The organism is Wolbachia endosymbiont (group A) of Clivina fossor (assembly GCF_964026865.1).
Lineage (GTDB): Bacteria > Pseudomonadota > Alphaproteobacteria > Rickettsiales > Anaplasmataceae > Wolbachia.
Genome location: NZ_OZ034707.1, coordinates 454,028 through 474,923 on the forward strand (window position 1 = coordinate 454,028; position 20,896 = coordinate 474,923).

The following is a 20,896-nucleotide window of genomic DNA, read 5'->3' on the forward strand; positions in this document are numbered from 1 at the left end:
AAATGAAAAGTAGTGAATTTTTAAAGGGTGAAGTATCATTTGAACAAAAAGCAGAAATATTACTTGAAGTGCTGTCTAGCATACCTAGCTTTGTGGGTGAAACTTTTGTCATTAAATGTGGCAGCGTAACGATCTCAGATGAAACACTATTCTATACTTTTGTGCATAATGTTGTCTTATTAAAGCAGCTTGGTATAAATCCGGTGATAGTTCATGACGGAGAATATGAAATTAACTCAGTGTTAAAAATGCTGGGTATGGACAGTAAGTTTGTGAATGGTATCAGACTTACAGACAAAGACACTATGAAAATCATTGAAATGGCACTGTGTGGTTCAGTTAATAAAAAAATTGTTCAGCATATAAATTCTGCTGGTGGTTCAGCTATTGGATTATGTGGAAAAGACGGCAACTTAATAAAAGCTGAAAAGATAAGCGCTACGCTTAAGGAAGACAGATCAAATAACATCGAAAAAATACTAGACATGGGATTCATCGGTAGGCCCACTGAAATCAATCCTGATATATTATTTTTTATTGAAGAATCAGATTTTATACCAGTTATTGCACCAATTGGTCATGGAAAAAATGGGGAAACATATCATATTGATGCCGATAGCACTGCAAGCACAATTGCAATTGCAGTTTCTGCATCTAAAATGATAACCTTTAGCGATACAGGTGAAGAAATAGATAAAATTGGTGGCAGGAAGATATCTGTTAAAAATTTAAATGCATCGATTGATTGTGGCAAAATTCAAGGAGAAAAATTTATTGGAAGGCTTATGGCATATACTAAAATGGTAGAGGAATGTGCTGGAGTTGTTCACATAGTTGATGGTAGAATACCTAACATTATGCTTGATTTATTTACTGAGAATAATTCAAGCATATCAATTGTGAGTGATTTATAACTAGACAACTACACGAATAGACTTCTTGCATAACCATATGACGAACTTTTCTTGGGAATAGAAACGAAAAAACTTACTTGACAAACTCCGCCAGCCCCCTTATTATGACAGTAAGGGTATTTATGACTCAAAACTTGTTTTTGACCTGCAGGCTCAATGACAAAATTCAGTAAAAAACTTAGGGTATTTTTTGGCGGATTACATAAAATTATAGCGGCTGCATGTCTTTTAAATTTTTTCTACATTCAGCCAAAACGCGCTTAAACTAAGCGTCAGCACATTATTACAGCGCCACTTACAGTAATATAGAGTCAAAACTCGCACCACGGGAGTTCTTTGCCTTTTTTTTCATTTGGTAAATTTCTTAATGTTTGTAGCTAAAAGAGCCCAAGAGAGGTGTCATCCCGCTGCTTGTTAGCGGGATCTATGTTAAGAGATACCGCGAATGAATCGCGGTATGACGTAGGACTGCTGTCATCCCAGTGCCCAGACACTGAGATCCAGTTTTCCATATAATCTCATCGAAAATGTTGTAACCACTTTCTATGCTAGTTTGCTTGCTTACAAGCAAACTTTTCTGGATCCCAGTGTCTGGGCACTGGGATGACAAAAAAGGGGCTACTCGGATGACACCTACGCACGCTCACTTTGTCATTCCAGCGTGTGACCAGAAAAAACATAGACCCCAAGTGTCAGCTACTTGAACAACATCACTTTGCTTAAAAATTGCAACGTTTGTACACGGTATGACGTTAGCTATTGTGCTACACCTTTCCCCTTTCCCCTGAAACTAAAATCTATATACTTAACTTTAGAAACTTCAAAATACGATGCGATCTAATATTAGAGAGTTATTTTGCTATATAAAGCCTAATCTATCTTATTTCATCATAGCTTTTATTGCAGTTTTATTTTCAGCCTTAACGATCCTCCTCTTTGGCAGAGGCTTAAGCAACATAATTGATTCTGGCACAGAGCACGATTTTACTACCAAACTATTAGTTGCAATACTTATAGTTTTAGCCATTTCTCTCACTGCATTTACTCGGTTATATTTCATTGGCATTGGCAGCGAGAAAGTTATCGCAAGAATCAGATATGACTTATATAGCAGTATCACTGACTTGCAACCAAGTTTCTTTGAGAACACAGGCGTACAAGATGTTATCTCAGCACTCATTACTGATACCTCTGCGCTGCAATCAATAATAAATAGCAGCCTACTCACCATATTGCGAAATTTTGTAATATTAATTGGCAGTGTTGCCATGTTATTATATACAAATCTGCACCTAACTGCGTATGCAGCCGCAATAGTACCTATACTACTCATTATTATGACCTCATTTGGAAAAAAAGTGCGTAGCTATGCACGCTTTGCCCAGGATAAATTAAGTGAGCTTGCATCACTTAGTGAGGAAAATTTTCGATCTATAGTGACTATCAAATCGTTTGTACTCGAAGAAAATGAAAAAACCCGTTTTAAGGAGTATTTAAACTCAGTATCAAAATCATACGTAAAATTAGTACTCTTGCGTGCTATTTTAGTAACTCTAGTTATCACGTGTGTGATAGGTTCACTAGTTGTTTTGCTCTTTTTTGGTATTAAAGAAGTCTTAAGCAATAATATAACTATTGGAGAACTCTCCTCATTTGTGTTTTATTCAGCGCTTGCGGCAGGAGCTATAAATAATTTGAGCGATAATATCAGTGATTTACAACGAGGTCTTGGAATAGTAGAGCGTTTATTTGAATTTAAAAATATGAAAAGCTCTATAGCAGATGCCAATGATCCTATAAAAATTTGTAGTGTTCAAAAAGGAATTTCGTTTAATGGCGTGACATTTTTTTATGAATCTCAGTCTGATAAGCCAGCGTTAAATAACATATCATTTTCTATAAAGGCAGGTCAAGTAGTATCAATTGTTGGACCATCTGGCAGTGGTAAAAGCACCATTTTAAAACTTCTGCTCCGTTTTCATGATCCAAGCAGAGGCAGCATTACTATCGATGGGCACAATATTAAGTCAATTGCGTTAAATGACCTCAGATTGTTGTTTGGCTTAGTGCCACAAGATAACATAATATTCTCTTGCTCAATAATGGAAAATATACTATATGGCAAACCTGGTGCTGAATATGAAGAAGTGAAGCAAGCAGCTATCAGCGCTTATGCGATGGAATTTATTGATAAGCTGCCTGATAAATTTGATACATTTGTAGGAAAAAGAGGATTAAAACTTTCTGAAGGACAAAAACAACGTATTATAATAGCAAGAGCCATACTCAAAAACCCTCAGGTTTTAATACTGGATGAAGCAACCTCTGCCCTTGATTATAAAAGTGAGAACCTCGTGCAAAAAGCATTAAGCAAGTTAATGCAAAACAGAACAACGATCGTAATTACACACAGACTATCAACTGCACTTAAAACTGACAAGATTATAGTAATTAATCACGGAAAAGTAGAAGAAGTAGGGACTCATGACTCCCTAATAAGTAAAGACGGGTTGTATGCAAAACTGGCGAAGATACAGTGGAATTGAAAGAAAATTTACATCATATCGTTAGTTGATATGCTAGATTTATAATTAAAGTTATTAAATTTTTAATCATTTTAATTTATAATAATCTTATAGTATTTTTTTAAGGATCATTATGACTTATCATTACAGTAATTTAGCAAAACTACCATGTACGGGTTATAATTTGCCAGCTTTACCAGCACCAGTATCGAACTGTGCACAAGCTTGTGCACCTGCATACGCACCTTGTGCTACTAATTCGTGCCACAATCATTTTAACTCATATCATAACTATTATGACACATGTTATAATCCTTGTGATGAATTTGGGTTTCTTTATTAGAAGATTGTTTTTAAACAACTCATAAACGCACGTCTAGCTATACGTGCTTCCAAGAGCACATGGTTTCCCATGTGCTTCACATTTTGCTTGAAAATATAATAAACAGGTGCTTACTTGTTATTCACAGTAACCATATATTACAATTTATTTCAGCAACACGACTAATTTGACTACTGACAGCTTCTTCTTGGAATCTTATCATTATTCTACCATAGTAAAACTTTTAACTCTAATATCTGCTACATTAAAGTCGTATTTTGAAATGTACTGTAAGTTTGTATATGCTAATTTTAGCCTCAAAATTATTAAATCATTAACTTTTTTATCCTATAATAATCTCATAGTATTTTTTTAAGGATCATTATGATTTATCATTACAGTAATTTACCAAAACTACCATTTACGGGTTATAATTTGCCAGCTTTACCAGCACCAGTATCGAACATGGCTTATAATTTGCCAGCTTTACCAGCACCAGTATCGAACTGTGCACAAGCTTGTGCACCTGCATACGCACCTTGTGCTACTAATTCGTGCCACAATCATTTTAACTCATATCATAACTATTATGACACATGTCATAATCCTTGTGATGAATTTGGGTTTCTTTATTAGAAGATTGTTTTTAAACAACTCATAAACGCACGTCTAGCTATACGCGCTTCCAAGAGCACATGGGTGTTATTCAACCCATGTGTTTCACATTTTGCTTGAGAGGATAAGCAAGTTGTTATTCGCAGTGGCTATAGCAGTTCTACCAAAATTTATTTCAGCAACACAACTAATTTGACTACTGACAGCTCTTTCTTGGAATCTTATCATTATTCTGCCATAGTAAAACTTCCAACTCTAATATCTGCTACATTAAAATCGTATTTTGAAATGTACTGTAAGTTTGTGTATGCTAGTTTTAACCTTAGAATTATTAAATCATTAACTTTTTTATCCTATAATAATTCAATAGTTACTTTTTAAAGGATTTTTATGACTTACAATTTTTCTTCGTATCCACATATGGATCCATGTATTTCTGCACGCGCAGCTTGCATAACTGATCCACGGTACCATCATAACTTTGACCCACGTTGCCATAACCGCTTTGACTCGCGGCATGATGGACTCGAATTAAATATACAGCTTCCCGAATTCGATTTAAATATACCACCTTGTCCTGCTTGTCCCCCTTGTCCCCCTGTTCCTGCTTGTCCCCCTTATCCACAAGTTAAGCCTGAACCTGAATCTAAAATAATCGTTGATTTTTCAAAGCTTGCAATAACGGTCAACCCAATAACTGATGATATTCTTGATATTGAGACCAAAGAGCCAACAGGCTACAAGTTTAAAGAATGTGCAAAAATTATTCAGAATTCTAAAAACAACCTTCAGGTTATAGATGGTAAACTTGTGGGCAATTGTGAAGACAATTCTGCATGTGATAAATGTGTAGAAGTAATAAACTCTTCTATATTAGATGCAAAAAGTGCTGAAGCCTTTTTTTCTACCCACAATATGTCAGTGCTAGAAGGCACTGTTCATATTATATAAAAGTAATACAGTGTGTACATTGTTAGTACACACTTTCACTTTATAGTTAATTTTTTAATAATTCCATTTACTAATGGAGATATTTTATGCCAACGAATACTTTTTCTTGTCCGAATCAAAAAAATGCAAATCATGTACGTATATTGCCACTTGATACGTGCTATGTCAGTGATATGTTAAAAATTAATTTGTTCACAAAGTTGGATGATTGTAAAGTCAATAAGAGTAAGTTGATTTATGATAAATGTGGTAAAGATCTTAAGTGTAAGATTGATGATAAGACTATGAATGAATTGAAAAAATGTTTTAAGTTTGAGATTGATGATAAGACTAAGAATGAACTGAAAGAAAATATTAAGGATGAACTGGAGAAAGGTCTTAAGTTTGAGATTGGTGATAAGACTAAGAATGAACTGAAAGAAAATATTAAGAATGAACTGAAGAAAGGTCTTAAGTTTGAGATTGATGATAAGACTAAGAATGAACTGAAAGAAAATATTAAGAATGAACTAGAAAAAGGTCTTAAGTTTGAGATTAGTGATAAGACTAAGAATGAACTGAAAGAAATTATTAAGAATGAACTGAAGAAAGGTCTTAAGTTTGAGATTGATGATAAGACTAAGAATGAACTGAAAGAAAATATTAAGAATGAACTAGAAAAAGGTCTTAAGTTTGAGATTAGTGATAAGACTAAGAATGAACTGAAAGAAATTATTAAGAATGAACTGAAGAAAGAGCCTGATACTAAGAATGAGCTAAAGAAAGAACCTGATACTGAGAATGAGCTAAAGAAAGAACCTGATACTGAGAATGAACTAGAGAAAGAACCTGATACTGAGAATGAGCTAAAGAAAGAACCTGATACTGAGAATGAGCTAAAGAAAGAACCTGATACTGAGAATGAACTAGAGAAAGAACCTGATACTGAGAATGAGCTAAAGAAAGAACCTGATACTGAGAATGAGCTAAAGAAAGAACCTGAGCCTAAACCTACGACTGATAATAATGATCTTAGTTACAGCGAAGGTATGGCTTTCTCTTACCATGGTTACGGCAACGACTTAATATAAACTATAACTTTCCTAATCCAGGAAAGTAAAATAGTTAAGATAACTCTTCAACTAGCCCCACTTGTCCGCTATACTGCTCTAGGTTTTCATAGTTTTTCTAGTTGATGAACATTTTCAAGCAAATTTTCTCCTTAATGCAAAACAGAACAACAATTATAATTACGCACAGGCTATCAACCGCACTCAAAACTGTCAAGATTATAGTGATTAATCATGGGAGAGTAGAGGAAGTAGGAACTCATGACTCTCTAATGAATAAAGATGGACTGTATGCAAAATTGACGAAGATACGGTAGAATTGAAAGAAAATTTCTGTTGGTTCGCATGCTAGATTTGTAATTAAAGTTGTTAAACTTTTAACCTTTTTGTTTTATAATAATTCTATAATATTCTTAGAAGGAGTTTTTATGATTTGCCGTTCCTTTTTACCTGCAGGTATTCCTACAACTGCAATACGCATAGTTAAACAATGTAGACCATGTGATGATAAGGTTAAAGTTAAAAATGAAATAAAAATTTATGAAAAATTTATAAATAAAATAAAGGAAAATATTAAGAATGAACTAAAGAAAGATCTTAAGTGCGAAATTGATGATGAGACTAAGAATGAATTGAAGAAAAATATTAAGAATGAACTAAAGAAAGATCTTATACCAAATCTCATAAATAAGTAGGCAAATAACTCACAGAACAAATGGTTTTGATCGAACTTTCCGTAATATTACGAATGAATGCACATACAGTATCCTCCAATAAACTAACAGAGTCATATATTCTATTTTTAATGAGATTGTCTTTCAAATATTGCCATAAACGCTCTACTGGATTTAACTCTGGTGAATATGGAGGTAAATAGATTAAGGTAATATTTTGTGGTATTTTTAAACCTTTGGATCTATGCCATCCTGCACAATCCACAACAAGAAATGCCTCCCTTGTTCCTAAATATTGTGACATCTGCTCAAGGAATATATTCATACAATCAGTATTGACGTTTGGTACGAATAAGCTAGAACTCTCTCCATTTCTAGGATTAACTGCACTATAGAGATAAAAGTTTTGCCTACCTAATTTTACCTTAACCTGTGTCCTAATGCCTTTTTTAAACCACCCGTGTCCAATCTTTGAATGTGTGCCAAACCGCGACTCATCGAAGAAAAATAGCTCTTTTTCGGGATACGTGACAATAGTTTCATTAAGATTTTTTTTTAAACTCTTCTTGTTTATTTTTATCCTGTTTATTGTGCACAGGCCTTGGAGTAATATACGAAAAACCTAACTTTTGCATCAGTCTATGTGCTGTAGACTTACTTACCTCAATAGAAAACATTTTCTCAATTATGATTTTTAATTTCTTAGCCGTTAGGTTGGCTCCTTCTTCTGCTATGACATTTTTAATTTCTTCTTGCTGCTTGTAGCTCAACTTCGGCTTTACTCCACGTCCTGGTTGTATTTTAAACGCATTGACTCCTCCTTCCTTAAATCTTGTAATCCACTTCATCAATGTAGTTCTAGTAATTCGGTATATTTGAACAACTTTTGTTATTCCATATTCTTTTGCAGATATTATTGCCTGTAATCTTCTTCCTATCTCTCCTCTTATGCCGTGCTTCTTTAATTCCAGGTTACACTTATTATATAATTCTTCTCCTATTGCTTTACTTTTTCCTGCCATAACTCCCCACTAATTCTTAAATTATTCTATTTTAGAAATTTTTCTTTATTCGTCTATTTATTTTTAGGAATTGGTATTAAGTGCGAAATTGATGATGAGACTAAGAATGAATTGAAGAAAAATATTAAGAATGAACTAAAGAAAGATCTTAAGTGCGAAATTGATGATGAGACTAAGAATGAATTGAAGAAAAATATTAAGAATGAACTAAAGAAAGATCTTAAGTGCGAAATTGATGATGAGACTAAGAATGAATTGAAGAAAAATATTAAGGGTGAACTAGAAAAAGATCTTAAGTGTAAATGTATTGAAGAAGAAATTACTAAAGAAATTGACGAGAGTGGGTGTAATCGAAGGGAATGTGAGAATGCTAGAGAAGATGGTGAATATGTTAATGTAGGTAGTGATGCTAAGCTTTACATAAGAAAAGCATTGGATAAATTTTATCCTGACTTAAGCGCAGAAATTATTGACAAAATTAAAGCTGGGGATTATTATGTAGAACAATTTGGTATAGAAGTAACTAACTGTGATAAGAATGGCACAGACTACAGTTATATCACTACTAGAGGAAGTATGGATTCACGGTGCGTTAGTATTCCTCAGGGTGATCTTTGCAAAGAATCTTATGATATACGGCGAGATGTTGAAGGTGATTGGTATGAGAATTGTAAAAATCATATTTTTGATGATGAGGCTCATGTAGTAAGCGCAAAAGTATATTACAAAGGTGGAAGCATCGACAAAAATAAGCCAGTGGTAGTGCTTTCTCAAAATCAACCACTGATTATTGCTGACAAGAAAACGCATAAACTTGTAAAAAAAGATGGGACAATAAGTGATAAAACACTTGATGAATGCAAAGAATTTTTTGATAGTGATAAAAGAATAACTAGTTGTGCAGAAGAAAAAGGAGATTGTGAAGTTTGCAAAGAAACAATTTGGGATTTTCAGGATGTAGTACCAGCGTTTTTTATATAAATGATATTTTGAACAGGGAATGGTATAAGCTTATACGATTTTGATACATGTGCCATTAAAGAAAAGACTGCAAGATTAGGCTTTTGCATAACCATATGAAAAACCAATAGCCCATTCTTCTTTGTCATTCCAGCGTTACGCGTTGGAATGACAGGGCTATAGGTGTCATCCAAGTAGCTGACACGGAGCAACACGTCATACCACCGCGGCCGCTAACGGGTAGCGGAATGACAGTTCTTCAAATTGTCGGTAAACCTAAGTCACTTTAGCTATAGATTACATCAGATAACCCTTCAACTCCTTCCATTTATCCACTATACTGCTACAAGTCTTATAGCTTTTTAGTTAATGAACATTTTCAAACAGGTTTCCTCTCTAATTTCCAGCAAATTAAATGAGTTGAAGCAAAGGGGTGTCATAAATACAAGTGCGGCAAATTTTATTGTAGAGCCTCCAAGCAATAGAGCGCATGGAGATATTTACACAAACGTTGCCATGGTGCTTGCAAAGCATGAAAAGAGGAATTCAGTTGAGATTGCAGGGATCTTAGCAAGAGAATTTAAACCTTTTGATGAAGTTGCAAAAGTGGAAATAGCAGGCCCTGGTTTCATCAACATGCACTTAAAAATAGAAGTATGGCATGGAATTTTAAAACAAATAAATGAGCTAAAAACAGAGTTTGGCACCCTAGATATAGGGAACAATCAGGCCATCAATGTTGAATTTGTATCGGCAAATCCAACTGGTCCACTGCATATTGGTCATGCAAGAGGAGCAGTATTTGGTGACGTTTTGGCAAATTTATTGAAAAAAGTTGGTTATAAAGTTACTAAGGAATACTATATTAATGATGCTGGAGCGCAGATAGATACACTAATAAAGTCAGTATATTTGCGGTATAAGGAAGCTCTGGGAGAAAAAATCAGCATTGAAAAAGGTTTATACCCAGGTGAATATTTAAAACCGATAGGGAATGGGCTGGCCAAAAAATATGGCAAGGAGCTTCTAGAAAAGCAAGATAATCAGGTGATTAAGGAATATACTTTAAGTTCTATCTTAGAAATCATAAAGGAAGACATGAACTTACTTGGGGTAAGTCATGATGTTTTTACTTCAGAGTATGAGCTACAAAAAAGTGGCAAAATTGAAGAGAGTATAAAGATATTGTCTGACAAGGGTCTAGTGTATGAAGGGTACCTGGAGAAACCAAAAGGCAAAGAAAGTGAAAACTGGACTTCCAGAAAAGAAATGTTATTTCGCTCTACAAAATTTGGTGATGACGTTGACCGCGCATTGAAGAAAGAGGACGGCAGTTGGACTTATTTTGCCTCAGATATCGCTTACCATTTTGATAAGATATCACGTGGTTTTAATAATATGATCGTAGAGCTTGGTAGTGACCACGGCGGTTATGTCAAAAGGCTAAAAGCAGTTGTCTCTGCATTAAGTGATGATCAAGCAAAAATAGAGGTAAAACTGCATAATATTGTGAATTTTTTCGAGAATGGCAAACCTGTTAAGATGTCCAAAAGATCAGGAAACTTCCTCACAGCAAGAGATGTAGTGGAAGAAGTTGGCAGGGACATAACTCGTTTTATAATGTTAACACGCAAGAATGATATGGTCTTGGACTTTGATTTTGCTAAAGTTAAAGAACAGTCAAAAGACAACCCTATTTTTTACGTGCAATATGCGCATGCTCGTGCTCATTCGTTAATGCGTAATGCTCCAAAAGAGCTCCCAACAGCAGACCCTTCACTTTTAAAGACAGATGGGGAGCTCTTCCTCATAAAAACCTTAGCAAAGTGGCCAAATGTGATAGAAACAGCGGCAAGGCTTTATGAGCCACACAGAATTACTTTCTACTTACTTGAAGTTGCAGAAGCGTTTCACGTTTTATGGGGGTATGGCAAGAGTGATTTAAACATGCGGTTCATACTGGAAGACAACTTAAACCTCACCGCTGCAAGAATGTTCCTTGTACAAGCCTTAGCACACGTCATCGCTTCTGGACTTTCCATCTTTAATATAGAACCTTTGGAAGAGATGAGTTGACTTTTTTTGTGCAAGATTGTTTTTTCAACGAATAGAGAAGTTGACAAAATTAAGTAAAAATGTTATAGTTTATAGTAGTATTTTTTGGTTAATATATGGCTCACAGTCAAAAAAAGCTCAATGTTAATGTAAGTTTTGACAGTAAATTGGCTCAGTATCTTACAGAAATGGCAGAGATTCAAAATAAAACTATCCCTGAAGTTTTAGTAGATTTAGTGGAAGAAGAGTTCGAAGAAGATGTAGAGCTATCCCAAATAGCTGACGATCGCCTCTCTGAAGGTGAAGAAGAAGTAGAGGATGATGAAAACATCTGGAAATAAAACTTACACTATAAAATTCTTAAAAAATGTTATTGAAAAAGAAATTCCAGCTCTTCCGGCAAAGATTAAATTAATGGTTCAGGAGGCCATAAAGAAACGCCTTACAGTTGATCCTTTTAATCTAGGAAAGCCTTTATGCCATAGCTTTAGAGGGCAATATAGGATAAGGGTTAGCAACTACCGTATAATTTACATCATAAATCATTCAGAACGTAAAGTACTTATTACTGCAGTGGGGCATAGAAAAAACATTTACAAACACAGAAGATTACACAATTAAAAATATAAGAAAGACCTCACCTCGTACAAGCCTTAGATCGCTTCTGGACTTTCCATCTTTAATATAGAACCTTTGGAAGAGATGAGTTGATTTTTTTGCCATAATACATGATAATTAAAATATTATTGAAGTAGGGGTAAAATTATGACAATGAACTATGAGCAGTGGAAAAGAATGTTAAGCGCAGTTGATAAGGAGGAAGGCTTAAGTAAAGACAACGTAATTGACAAAATAAAAGAGGAATTAAAGAAATATCCAGAAGAATATAAGAAATGGGAAGAAGCTGGTTTTGATGTAGATTACCTATTTAAAATTAAAGATGATATACTAATAGCATATGATCGATTTACGTTATTGCATTTTACGTTATTGCATTTAGCTGCTTTATGTGGCTATGAAAAAATAGTAAACCTTCTAATAGAAAATGATGCAAGTGTTGATGTAGAATACAAAGGGATGACTCCTTTACATTGCGCTGCTATAAAGGGCCATACAGAGATAGTAGAAATTCTAGTAAAAAACGGGGCGAAGGTTGATGCAAAGGCTAATGTAGAAGGATTTAAAGGATATACTCCTCTACATTGTGCTGGTGAACGAGGTCATACAAAGATAGCAAAAATTCTTATAGCAAATAGGGCAAATGTTAATGCAAAGGCTGATCATCTAGAAAAAACAAAAGGTATTACTCCTTTACATTGCGCTGCTGTAAAGGGCCATACAGAAGTAGTAAAAATTCTCATAGCAAATGGGGCAAATGTTAACGCAAAGATTGATGCAGGAGAAGCAAAAGGTATTACTCCTTTACATTGCGCTGCTGTAAAGGGCCATACAGAAGTAGTAAAATTCTTATAGCAAATGGTGCAGATCCTTTATTAAAGAATAAAGATGGTAAAACTCCGAGAGATTTAGCTGAACGTGACTTTATAAAGAAGCTTCTGAAAGAAGCAGAAGAAAAACAACTGAAGCAGCAAGCACTTAATAAAAGTATTTCTGCCGGTGGTGCAACCGCAGTATTAGGCACTGCCGTAGCAGTGGCACTTTTTGCGACTGGAACGGTTGCAGTTGAGTTAATACCTATAGTAACAGCAGTGGTTGCAATTGCAGCAGCAGCACTAGCAGTTGGTGGTATCACATATATGATGTTAAAACCTAGTACTAAAGTAGAAGAAGTGGAAGAAGAACAAGGCCTACCAAATGAGCAGGAAATATATGCAGGGTATTTTATGTAATCCTATTGCTTGACAATATGGTCTAATTGTTATCTAGATTCCAGTGTCACGCGTTAGAATAACAAGTGGAGTGTCTGTAGGTGTCATTCTAGTCTGGAATCCAGTTTTCTTTACAAATTCACCAAAAGTGCTTCATTCTATAACGCAAAACCCATACTCACCAAACCCAATGCATTACTTGCAATTAAGTTTCCTGGATCCCAGTGTCTGGGCACTGGGATGACAAGAAAGAGGCTACTTGGATGACACCCTGACAACCGTCATCCCGCTACGTGTTAGCGGGATCTAGAGATACCGTGACGGTATGACGTAGGACTGCTGTCATACCGCTACGTGTTAGCGCCACGCACAACTGTACGAACGTTGTAGTTTGGGCCACCAGTGGGCAGTACCCAGACACTGGTTCTATGCAACTTAATTAAAAACGTTTGTTTTAGCGTAAGACAACTACCTTTAGCTCATCAGCTCAGTTATAAGCAAAATTTCTGGATTCCAGACTGGAATGACACCATTTGCTGTGCAATTTACCTTCAAAAATGAATGTTCGTACAGCTATGCATAACTCTTTCAGATTTCATAATATCTCTTGCCACTCATCTGAACAGATACCCATTTTGGAGGGATACCAATAATAGTTGTGAGCGGGTGACCACTAGTCCACAAGCATAACACGCTCACGAAACTTTAATGCGATAGCTTGATTTCTACTGAAAGACAGCATTATGCCAAGTGCGATGCTCGAAGATAAAAGAGAAGAACCACCATAGCTAAGTAGTGGCAGGGTTATACCGGTGGTGGGAAAAACACTCAATGTTACCCCTGTGTTTATTATGAATTGTGTGATGAATTGAATTGAGATACCAAGAATCACCAATAGATTGAATAATTCATTTTCTCTATATGCAACGTAAAGCAAGCGGGCGGAAATGATGCCAAATAACATCAATGTGGCTAAGCACGTAATCAAACCAAATTCTTCTGCTAAAACAGAAAACACAAAATCTGTATGACAATCAGGAAGAGAGGTTTTTACGCTACCTTCACCAGGTCCAACTCCAGTTAATTGACCTCTTTTGAATGCTTCTAATGATTTTGTGACTTGAAAGTTATCGCGTTGCGTAAAAAAGACAAAATTGTAAATCCTTTGCTTTATATGTGGGAGGCATAAGTAAGCTATTGTAGTTCCAGTTGTGGCCATTCCTATTATGCATAGAAAGTATAAAAGTGGTATACATGCAATAAACATTTGACCAATAAAAGAATATGTTAAAAGCATGGACATACTGAAATCAGGTTGCAAAAGTAACAACACAAAAACTAACAGAAATATTATGATTGATATGTGCATTTTAAACTTCATTCCGCTGGCTAAGATACTAGCTATAACAACAGAAAAAAATGGCCTTACGAACTCAGATGGTTGAACTGAAATTTTGACAATATGTAACCATCGTTTCGCACCTTTTACCTCTATACCAAGTATTATCGCAACTGCCACTAAAATAGTAAATAAAATGAAACCTGCGAATGAGAGGTTAAGTATAGTTCTTGTGTTGAGAAAAGAAAATGTCACCAGGGTAATTAGTGACAGGACTATATAAATTGTATGGCGCCGTATAAAATAATCTTGTGGTAAAGAAAGACGCTGCGCAATTACAGGGCTTGCTGAATAAACAAGAATGAAGCTTATAGTGAGCAAAAAAAACACTGGAAGGATGAGATAATAATCCAGCGTTCTATACCAGAATTTAATATTCATTTTGTTCCAATGTGTAATGCCACTATTCCATAGCTCATATTATGAAACTCAACATTCTTAAAGCCTACCTCTTCAATTTCCATTTTAAAATCAGCCTGAGTTGGAAACTCTCTAATGCTCTTCACTAAATATTCATAAGAACTCCTGTCTTTAGCAACTATGCTGCCAATTTTAGGAATTACTTTAAATGAATATAAGTCATAAAGTTTGGTAAATATCTCATTTTGATAGTGCATAGGGGCAAATTCTAAGCAGATAAATTTCCCATGTGGTTTTAATACCCTGTGCGCCTCATTTAAAGCCTTCTTGCGGTCAGAAACGTTTCGAATGCCAAAAGCTATTGTGCAATAATCAAATTCGGAGTCTTCAAATGGTAAACTTTCTGCATTCGCACATACCCAATCAAAATTAATTTGGTTTGAATTTATAGCTTTATCACGTCCTCTGCTTAGCATATTTTGATTTATGTCACATACTGTAACCTTAGCACTTGGCTCTTTTCTTACTATTCTTATTGCTATATCTCCAGTTCCTCCAGCAATATCTAAAATCTTAGAGTTTTTTGTAAAATGCACACTATTTACCATCTTATCTTTCCATAATCTGTGCATTCCGAGGCTCATTATATCATTCATGGTGTCGTAGCGACTTGCCACGGAATCGAATACCTCTTTAACTAATTGTGATTTCTTCTCGATTTTTATAGTAGACATTACGTAAAGTCGCTCAACTCCTTTATAATTAGTAAAAATTAATTTGAATTAACACAAATGTCAACGACAGGCCTTGAGCCTGTTGAAATCTTCTTCAGCGTGGTATGATGACCGAGTTAGTGGGCTTGATGCAACCACTAAGAAACCTTTGGAGTAAGCAACGTATTTATAATGCTCAAATTCCTCTGGGGTAACATACCTATCAAGTTTTGCATGTTTTGGAGTTGGTTGTAGATATTGACCAATTGTAATAAAATCAACCTCAGCACTGCGCAAATCGTCCATAACCTGAAGTATTTCCTCTTTTGTTTCTCCAAGACCAACCATAAGCCCTGACTTTGTGAAAACTTTAGGATTAATCTGCTTTACCATCTTCAACAAATATAGTGAATGAAAATAGCGAGCTCGTGGTCTTATTTTTGCATACAATCTCGGCACTGTTTCAATATTGTGGTTATAGACATCAGGTGATGCAACAGCAATTGCTTCAAATGCTCCTTTCTTATTTAAAAAATCAGGAGTTAAAATCTCTATTGTTGTTTCTGAAGTTATCTTTCTAATTTCTTCTATGCACTGTATAAACTGATTTGCGCCACCATCTGGTAAATCATCACGATCAACAGAGGTAATGACAACATGTTTTAAGTTTAACTTTTTTATCGCTTTTGCTAAATTTTCTGGCTCATGAGGGTCTAGTTTATCAGGAATGCCAGTTGCAACGTTGCAAAATGCACAAGCACGAGTACAAACAGAACCAAGAATCATCACAGTAGCATGACGTTTATTCCAACATTCACCAATATTTGGACATGCAGCTTCTTCACATACCGTATGTAAGTTATGCAGTTTAACGATGTTTAAAGTTTCATTGAATACTTCACCGGTCGGAGCTTTTGCTCTGAGCCATTGAGGTTTGCTATGCATCTGAAACGGCTAACTCTACCTCTTGCTTTACTAAAACTTTTTTCAACCTTCTTTTTATCTTCTGCGCTTTTTCACTTAGTTTAATCGTTCTTGTGTTGAGCAAAAAAGCATCTAAATCACCTTTGTAATCTATAGTTCTCAAAGTTCTTGTTGCCACACGAAATCTAAACTTTTTATTCAATATATCACTTGTCAACGTAACCTTATGTAAATTTAAAAGAAAGGTACGCTTTGTTTTACGATTCGAATGTGATACCTTATTACCAAAAGATTTTTTTCTATTTATTAATTCACAAACTCTACTCACTTCAATATACCAAATTATTCTATGTACTTAGATTACCTTATATAGTCAAATAGTCAATACTCTCTTGCTTAATTTTTATACCATATACTGCTTTGTAGCCAAAAAATATCGTAATTTTTTCTATTATAAGAGAAATCATATGCTGAATTTCTAATGCTTTACTGCCATTTGTTACTACTAGATGCAATACACCCGAATTTACATTCTGTGCATATGAGATCTTTTTCGGTTTTGTACACTCTGCTATTTCTTTCCCTACTATATTTCGCCAGTTTAAAATCAGACGTATTTCATTTTTGCTAATCTTATTTTTCATGCATTTTAATGCGTAATTTTCAATTATAGACTTTATTTTTTTTGGACCGCTACGTTTGAGCATTTTTCTGTTTTGTTTCTAGTATAACTAAATAAGTAAGGTTTACTACTACATTGGATTTCCTCAGTGCCAAATCCAAGTAGCTAACACTGGGATGACAACCTTCTAACTACTTTACAAACCTCTAGCCTCACACCGTAAAAAGCAGTATTTTTATGTAAAATTTATCTCAACGTAGCACTTGTCAGGCAAGTCGTAATCACGTTCCATCCAAAAATTTTTGTGCTGCCATCTTTGCCTCATAATTAACCTTCTAGCTGTTTTAATTGTAATTAGTTAAATTATTATTAACCTGAGTGAATTTTAAATTAGATTTAAAAAGTACAGTATTGTCTAAAATGAATGATATACGGTGTCCGAATTTTAGACTCCTTCTTTTTTGTTGTCATCCCAGTACTTGATACTGGGATCCATTTTTCTTTTTTTTCTGGATTCCAGCGTCACGCGCTAACTTTTAATAGCGATAGTTATTTCTTATTTGTTAAGATCTTTCCTCAATCCAAGCTGCTTGAATGGCTTCGAGTATTTTCTCGTTACAGCGTTTTTCATCATCATCAAATTCCTCTAAACTCAAGACCTTTTTTTTAAGCTCAGTGAATCTGATATTAATTATATTCTCATCTGGAAATTTTTCCTCTAGAGCTTCTACAATATCTTCTATATCAAGCCATTTCATACTTTTTTGTATTTATCTGCTAAGTTAAATTGGTGCCCATGGGGAGACTTGAACTCCCAAGGTCGCAAAACCCACGGATTTTAAGTCCGCTGCGTCTACCGATTCCGCCACACGGGCTTTTTTTTATCTATCTAGAGTAAAACTCTACTACTAAATTGACTTCCATGTCTGCTGAATAAGGAACCTCAGAATATTGAGGTGACCTCAAATACTTCACTGAATGCTCTTTACTATCTGTCTCTAAATAATCCGGAGCCTTGCGCTCTTGTTTTTGTTCAGCCTCTACTACTACAGGGATTTTTGCTGCCCTTTCTCTTATTTTTATTATATCACCTGGTTTCACTCGATAACTCGATATATTGACCACCTTATCATTAACTGTAACGTGCTTATGAGATATGAGCTGCTTCGCTGCATAAATTGTTGGCACAAGACTAGAGTGGTATAAAACAGAACTGAGCCTTGATTCTAAAATACCGATAAAATTATCAGCCGTATAACCCCTTCTGTTATAAGCATCTAAAAATGTACGTCTGAGCTGCTTACTTGAAATCGCATAGTAAAACTTAAATTTCTTATGCGCAGCAAACTGCTTACCAAAGTCGGATAACTTCTTGAATCCAAGAATACCATGTTGACCTGGAGGGTATTTCCTTTTGTTTACTGGGTCTTTAGCTCTACCCCATAAATTTACACCAAGTCTACGGCTAATCCTATACTTTCTAGTGATAACAGTTGTCATATAAAAACTCTCACGATTTAACTTTAGATTATTAAGGATTTTAGCATTCAGTGTCAACTTGTTTTTGCTGATATAATCTTTTATACTTCATTTTTAAGTTTTTCTATTAACACATGAATCATTCACATTTGGAATCTATGGCAAACGCCATCCGTTTTTTATCAATTGATGCAGTACAAAAAGCAAACTCTGGACACCCAGGTATGCCACTTGGCATGGCAGATGTTGCAACTGTTTTGTTTGCTAAATATCTGAATTATAATCCTGATGATTCTAAATGGTTCAATAGAGATCGCTTTGTTTTATCAAACGGTCATGGGTCAATGTTACTATACTCAATATTATATTTGACAGGTTATACTAGCATAGATGAGCTAAAAAACTTTAGGCAAATGGGATCCAAGACCCCAGGTCATCCAGAGTTTGGCTTGACTTCCGGGGTAGAGGCAACAACAGGCCCGCTCGGTCAGGGGTTTGCCGCTGCTGTTGGCATGGCACTTGCTGAATCAATCCTTAAAAAGCAATTCAGAATCAATCACTACACTTACGTAATGCTAGGGGATGGCTGTCTTATGGAAGGAATAAGCCATGAAGCAGCATCACTTGCTGGGCATCTTAAATTGAATAAATTAATAGCCCTTTTTGATGATAATGATATCTCTATAGATGGCGCTACTTGCCTTTCCTGCTCTGATGATGTAGAGAAACGCTTCTTAGCGTATGGATGGAATGTTGACAAAATTGATGGCCATGATTTTGATGCCATATCCCTTGCAATAGAGCAAGCAAAAAAGTCTGATAAACCTACAATGATCTGCTGCAAAACTATTATCGGAAAATTTTCAAGCCGTGCTGGCACATCCTCTGCTCACAGTGGTGCTTTTTCGGAGGAAGACATCAAACAGATGAGAGAGAAATTAAACTGGAATTACGAGCCATTTCATGTGCCAGAAGATGTGAAAAACGCCTGGAAGAAAACTGTTGAGAGAGCAAGGCAAAATTACAATTCATTGTCATTCCAGCATGTGACCAGTGAAGAAGAAAAAGAATGGATCCCAGTGTCAAGCACTGGGATGACAGAAGAGAATGCTGGGATGACAGAAGAGAATGCTGGGATGACAGGATATCATGCAGAACTTCAAAGGCGACTAGATGAGCGTCTGCCAGATAACAGCAATTCGGTGTCATTCCAGTGCTTGACACTGGAATCCAGTGAAAATAAAGAACTTCAAAGACGGTTAGATAAACGTCTACCAGACAATATCGATAATGTTTTGGCTAACTTGAAGAAACAAATACACGAGACAATGCCAAACGAAGCTACACGTTCTTCTTTCGGCATGGTAATGGAACTTTTAACACAACATATGCCGGAATTAATCGGTGGTTCTGCTGATCTTACTGGGTCAAATTGCACTAAATATAAGCACATGCAGGTAATAGATAGTAATAATTATAGTGGTTCTTATGTCCACTATGGAGTGAGAGAACACGCTATGGCAGCATGTATGAATGGTATGGCACTTCACGGCGCGATTCTTCCTTATGGTGGCACTTTTTTGGTATTTTCCGACTACTGTCGTCCTGCTATACGTCTTTCAGCTTTGATGAAACAGCAGGTTATCTATGTGATGACTCATGACTCAATTGGAGTGGGAGAAGATGGCCCAACTCACCAACCAATAGAGCATTTAGCTTCTTTGCGTGCTATACCAAATCTATATGTTTTTAGGCCAGCCGATGCAGTTGAAACTCTAGAGTGTGTTAGCATTGCACTCGAAAAAAAAGAATCACCTGCACTGTTTGCGCTCTCAAGGCAAAATGTCAATTACATGCGCAAATTCTATTTTGATATCGATCAATCTGCTAATCTATCGAAGTTTGGTGCATATATTTTGTGTGAATGTTCAAAAGAATTAAAAGTGACAATATTTGCTACGGGGTCCGAGGTTGAAATTGCAGTTGAAGCAAGGGAGAAATTGCAGGAAAAGGGTATAGGTACAAGGGTTGTTTCTATGCCATGCTGGAGGCTTTTTGATGAGCAAAGTGATGAATATAAAGCAGCGATATTAAATAATGACAGCATTAAAGTTGCAATTGAAGCCGGAAGTGAAATGGGTTGGCATAAATATATAGGTTCAAACGGTATATTTATTGGCATGAAAAGCTTTGGAGAATCAGCACCTTATAAAACACTTTATGAGCATTTTAATATCAGCGCCGATCACGTAGTAAAATGTGTGTGTGAATTTTATCATTCCACTGTATATATTCAATAGAAACCACTTGACAAACTCTGCCAGCCCCTTTATCATGAAACTGAAGGTATTCAGTTATCTTCATCTGTGCAGATTAAACAGCAAGAAAACAACGTAGTTGGCGTCTTATTTTTAATTTTTTGCACTATGTGCACCTTATGTCTTCACAATACTTCTAGGTTTTTACCTATATAAGATGAAACG

At 35.5% G+C, this 20,896-nt stretch carries 20 protein-coding genes, 1 tRNA gene and 1 pseudogene; 13 read left to right on the top strand and 9 right to left on the bottom strand.

Annotated elements, in window-relative coordinates:
* Positions 1-2 precede the first annotated feature (2 nt).
* The 6 genes and pseudogenes from argB to AAGD99_RS02460 all read left to right on the top strand — a co-directional run bounded on the left by argB (position 3) and on the right by AAGD99_RS02460 (position 7,071).
* Entirely contained in the window at positions 3-914 is a 912-nt protein-coding gene (gene argB, locus AAGD99_RS02440; RefSeq protein ID WP_320157132.1) for an acetylglutamate kinase, read from the top strand.
* 830 nt (positions 915-1,744) lie between these two features.
* Complete coding sequence (locus AAGD99_RS02445) at positions 1,745-3,460, top strand: ABC transporter ATP-binding protein (RefSeq protein ID WP_264735645.1); 1,716 nt, start codon at positions 1,745-1,747, stop codon at positions 3,458-3,460.
* A 1,306-nt stretch (positions 3,461-4,766) separates the two neighbouring features.
* Positions 4,767-5,327, top strand: a complete 561-nt coding sequence (locus tag AAGD99_RS02450) for a hypothetical protein (protein ID WP_341822484.1) — start codon at positions 4,767-4,769, stop codon at positions 5,325-5,327.
* Between the two features lie 86 nt (positions 5,328-5,413).
* On the top strand, positions 5,414-6,397 hold the full coding sequence (locus AAGD99_RS02455; RefSeq protein WP_341822485.1) for a hypothetical protein: 984 nt from the start codon (positions 5,414-5,416) through the stop codon (positions 6,395-6,397).
* A 116-nt stretch (positions 6,398-6,513) separates the two neighbouring features.
* A pseudogene (locus AAGD99_RS08980) lies at positions 6,514-6,693 on the top strand (multidrug ABC transporter ATP-binding protein); the annotation flags it as partial.
* 69 nt (positions 6,694-6,762) lie between these two features.
* Positions 6,763-7,071 carry a hypothetical protein gene (locus tag AAGD99_RS02460; RefSeq protein WP_341822486.1) on the top strand — a complete coding sequence of 103 codons (309 nt, stop codon included), beginning with the start codon at positions 6,763-6,765 and terminating at the stop codon, positions 7,069-7,071.
* On the opposite strand, the gene AAGD99_RS02465 is transcribed toward AAGD99_RS02460, so the two are convergent.
* Positions 7,058-8,072 (bottom strand): IS630 family transposase gene (locus tag AAGD99_RS02465; protein ID WP_341822251.1). Its coding sequence is split into 2 segments (ribosomal slippage): positions 7,058-7,606 and positions 7,608-8,072, totalling 1,014 coding nucleotides; the frame shifts between segments, so codons are not numbered across the junction. The two genes, AAGD99_RS02460 and AAGD99_RS02465, sit on opposite strands and share 14 nt — an antisense overlap.
* Before the next feature lie 111 nt (positions 8,073-8,183).
* Here AAGD99_RS02465 and AAGD99_RS02470 point away from each other — a divergent pair.
* The 6 genes from AAGD99_RS02470 (at position 8,184) to AAGD99_RS02495 (ending at position 12,937) form a co-directional block, all read left to right on the top strand.
* On the top strand, positions 8,184-9,053 hold the full coding sequence (locus AAGD99_RS02470) for a hypothetical protein (RefSeq protein ID WP_341822487.1): 870 nt from the start codon (positions 8,184-8,186) through the stop codon (positions 9,051-9,053).
* Between the two features lie 348 nt (positions 9,054-9,401).
* A complete protein-coding gene (gene argS / locus AAGD99_RS02475; protein ID WP_341822488.1) occupies positions 9,402-11,108 on the top strand; it encodes an arginine--tRNA ligase in 1,707 nt (568 codons plus the stop codon).
* A 95-nt stretch (positions 11,109-11,203) separates the two neighbouring features.
* Positions 11,204-11,428, top strand: coding sequence for a hypothetical protein (locus AAGD99_RS02480; protein ID WP_264732366.1), 225 nt, complete (start codon positions 11,204-11,206; stop codon positions 11,426-11,428).
* Positions 11,409-11,708 (top strand): type II toxin-antitoxin system RelE family toxin, encoded by a 300-nt coding sequence (locus tag AAGD99_RS02485; protein ID WP_250295924.1) that lies wholly within the window; start codon positions 11,409-11,411, stop codon positions 11,706-11,708. The genes AAGD99_RS02480 and AAGD99_RS02485 overlap by 20 nt, the downstream gene beginning before the upstream one ends.
* A gap of 144 nt (positions 11,709-11,852) precedes the next feature.
* Entirely contained in the window at positions 11,853-12,560 is a 708-nt protein-coding gene (locus AAGD99_RS02490) for an ankyrin repeat domain-containing protein (RefSeq protein ID WP_341822489.1), read from the top strand.
* Positions 12,515-12,937: a hypothetical protein gene (locus AAGD99_RS02495; protein WP_341822490.1), complete on the top strand. Its 423-nt coding sequence runs from the start codon at positions 12,515-12,517 to the stop codon at positions 12,935-12,937. The genes AAGD99_RS02490 and AAGD99_RS02495 overlap by 46 nt, the downstream gene beginning before the upstream one ends.
* 652 nt (positions 12,938-13,589) lie before the next feature.
* On the opposite strand, the gene AAGD99_RS02500 is transcribed toward AAGD99_RS02495, so the two are convergent.
* The 8 genes from AAGD99_RS02500 to rpsD all read right to left on the bottom strand — a co-directional run bounded on the left by AAGD99_RS02500 (position 13,590) and on the right by rpsD (position 18,434).
* On the bottom strand, positions 13,590-14,696 hold the full coding sequence (locus AAGD99_RS02500; protein WP_253308944.1) for an FtsW/RodA/SpoVE family cell cycle protein: 1,107 nt from the start codon (positions 14,694-14,696) through the stop codon (positions 13,590-13,592).
* Positions 14,693-15,409, bottom strand: a complete 717-nt coding sequence (gene ubiE, locus AAGD99_RS02505; protein WP_253308943.1) for a bifunctional demethylmenaquinone methyltransferase/2-methoxy-6-polyprenyl-1,4-benzoquinol methylase UbiE — start codon at positions 15,407-15,409, stop codon at positions 14,693-14,695. Before ubiE ends, AAGD99_RS02500 begins: the two co-directional genes overlap by 4 nt.
* A gap of 60 nt (positions 15,410-15,469) precedes the next feature.
* A complete protein-coding gene (gene lipA, locus AAGD99_RS02510; RefSeq protein WP_264732375.1) occupies positions 15,470-16,333 on the bottom strand; it encodes a lipoyl synthase in 864 nt (287 codons plus the stop codon).
* Complete coding sequence (gene rpmB / locus AAGD99_RS02515) at positions 16,326-16,640, bottom strand: 50S ribosomal protein L28 (protein ID WP_341822491.1); 315 nt, start codon at positions 16,638-16,640, stop codon at positions 16,326-16,328. Before rpmB ends, lipA begins: the two co-directional genes overlap by 8 nt.
* A 37-nt stretch (positions 16,641-16,677) precedes the next feature.
* Positions 16,678-17,019, bottom strand: a complete 342-nt coding sequence (locus AAGD99_RS02520; protein ID WP_341822492.1) for a DUF721 domain-containing protein — start codon at positions 17,017-17,019, stop codon at positions 16,678-16,680.
* Between the two features lie 478 nt (positions 17,020-17,497).
* Positions 17,498-17,692, bottom strand: a complete 195-nt coding sequence (iscX, locus tag AAGD99_RS02525) for a Fe-S cluster assembly protein IscX (RefSeq protein ID WP_253308941.1) — start codon at positions 17,690-17,692, stop codon at positions 17,498-17,500.
* 30 nt (positions 17,693-17,722) lie between these two features.
* Positions 17,723-17,809: transfer RNA gene (locus AAGD99_RS02530), tRNA-Leu, on the bottom strand.
* Between the two features lie 10 nt (positions 17,810-17,819).
* Positions 17,820-18,434 carry a 30S ribosomal protein S4 gene (gene rpsD, locus AAGD99_RS02535; RefSeq protein ID WP_096616967.1) on the bottom strand — a complete coding sequence of 205 codons (615 nt, stop codon included), beginning with the start codon at positions 18,432-18,434 and terminating at the stop codon, positions 17,820-17,822.
* Between the two features lie 113 nt (positions 18,435-18,547).
* On the opposite strand from rpsD, the gene AAGD99_RS02540 reads away from it, so the two are divergent.
* Positions 18,548-20,713 (top strand): transketolase, encoded by a 2,166-nt coding sequence (locus tag AAGD99_RS02540; protein ID WP_341822493.1) that lies wholly within the window; start codon positions 18,548-18,550, stop codon positions 20,711-20,713.
* The last annotated feature ends 183 nt before the right edge of the window (positions 20,714-20,896 follow it).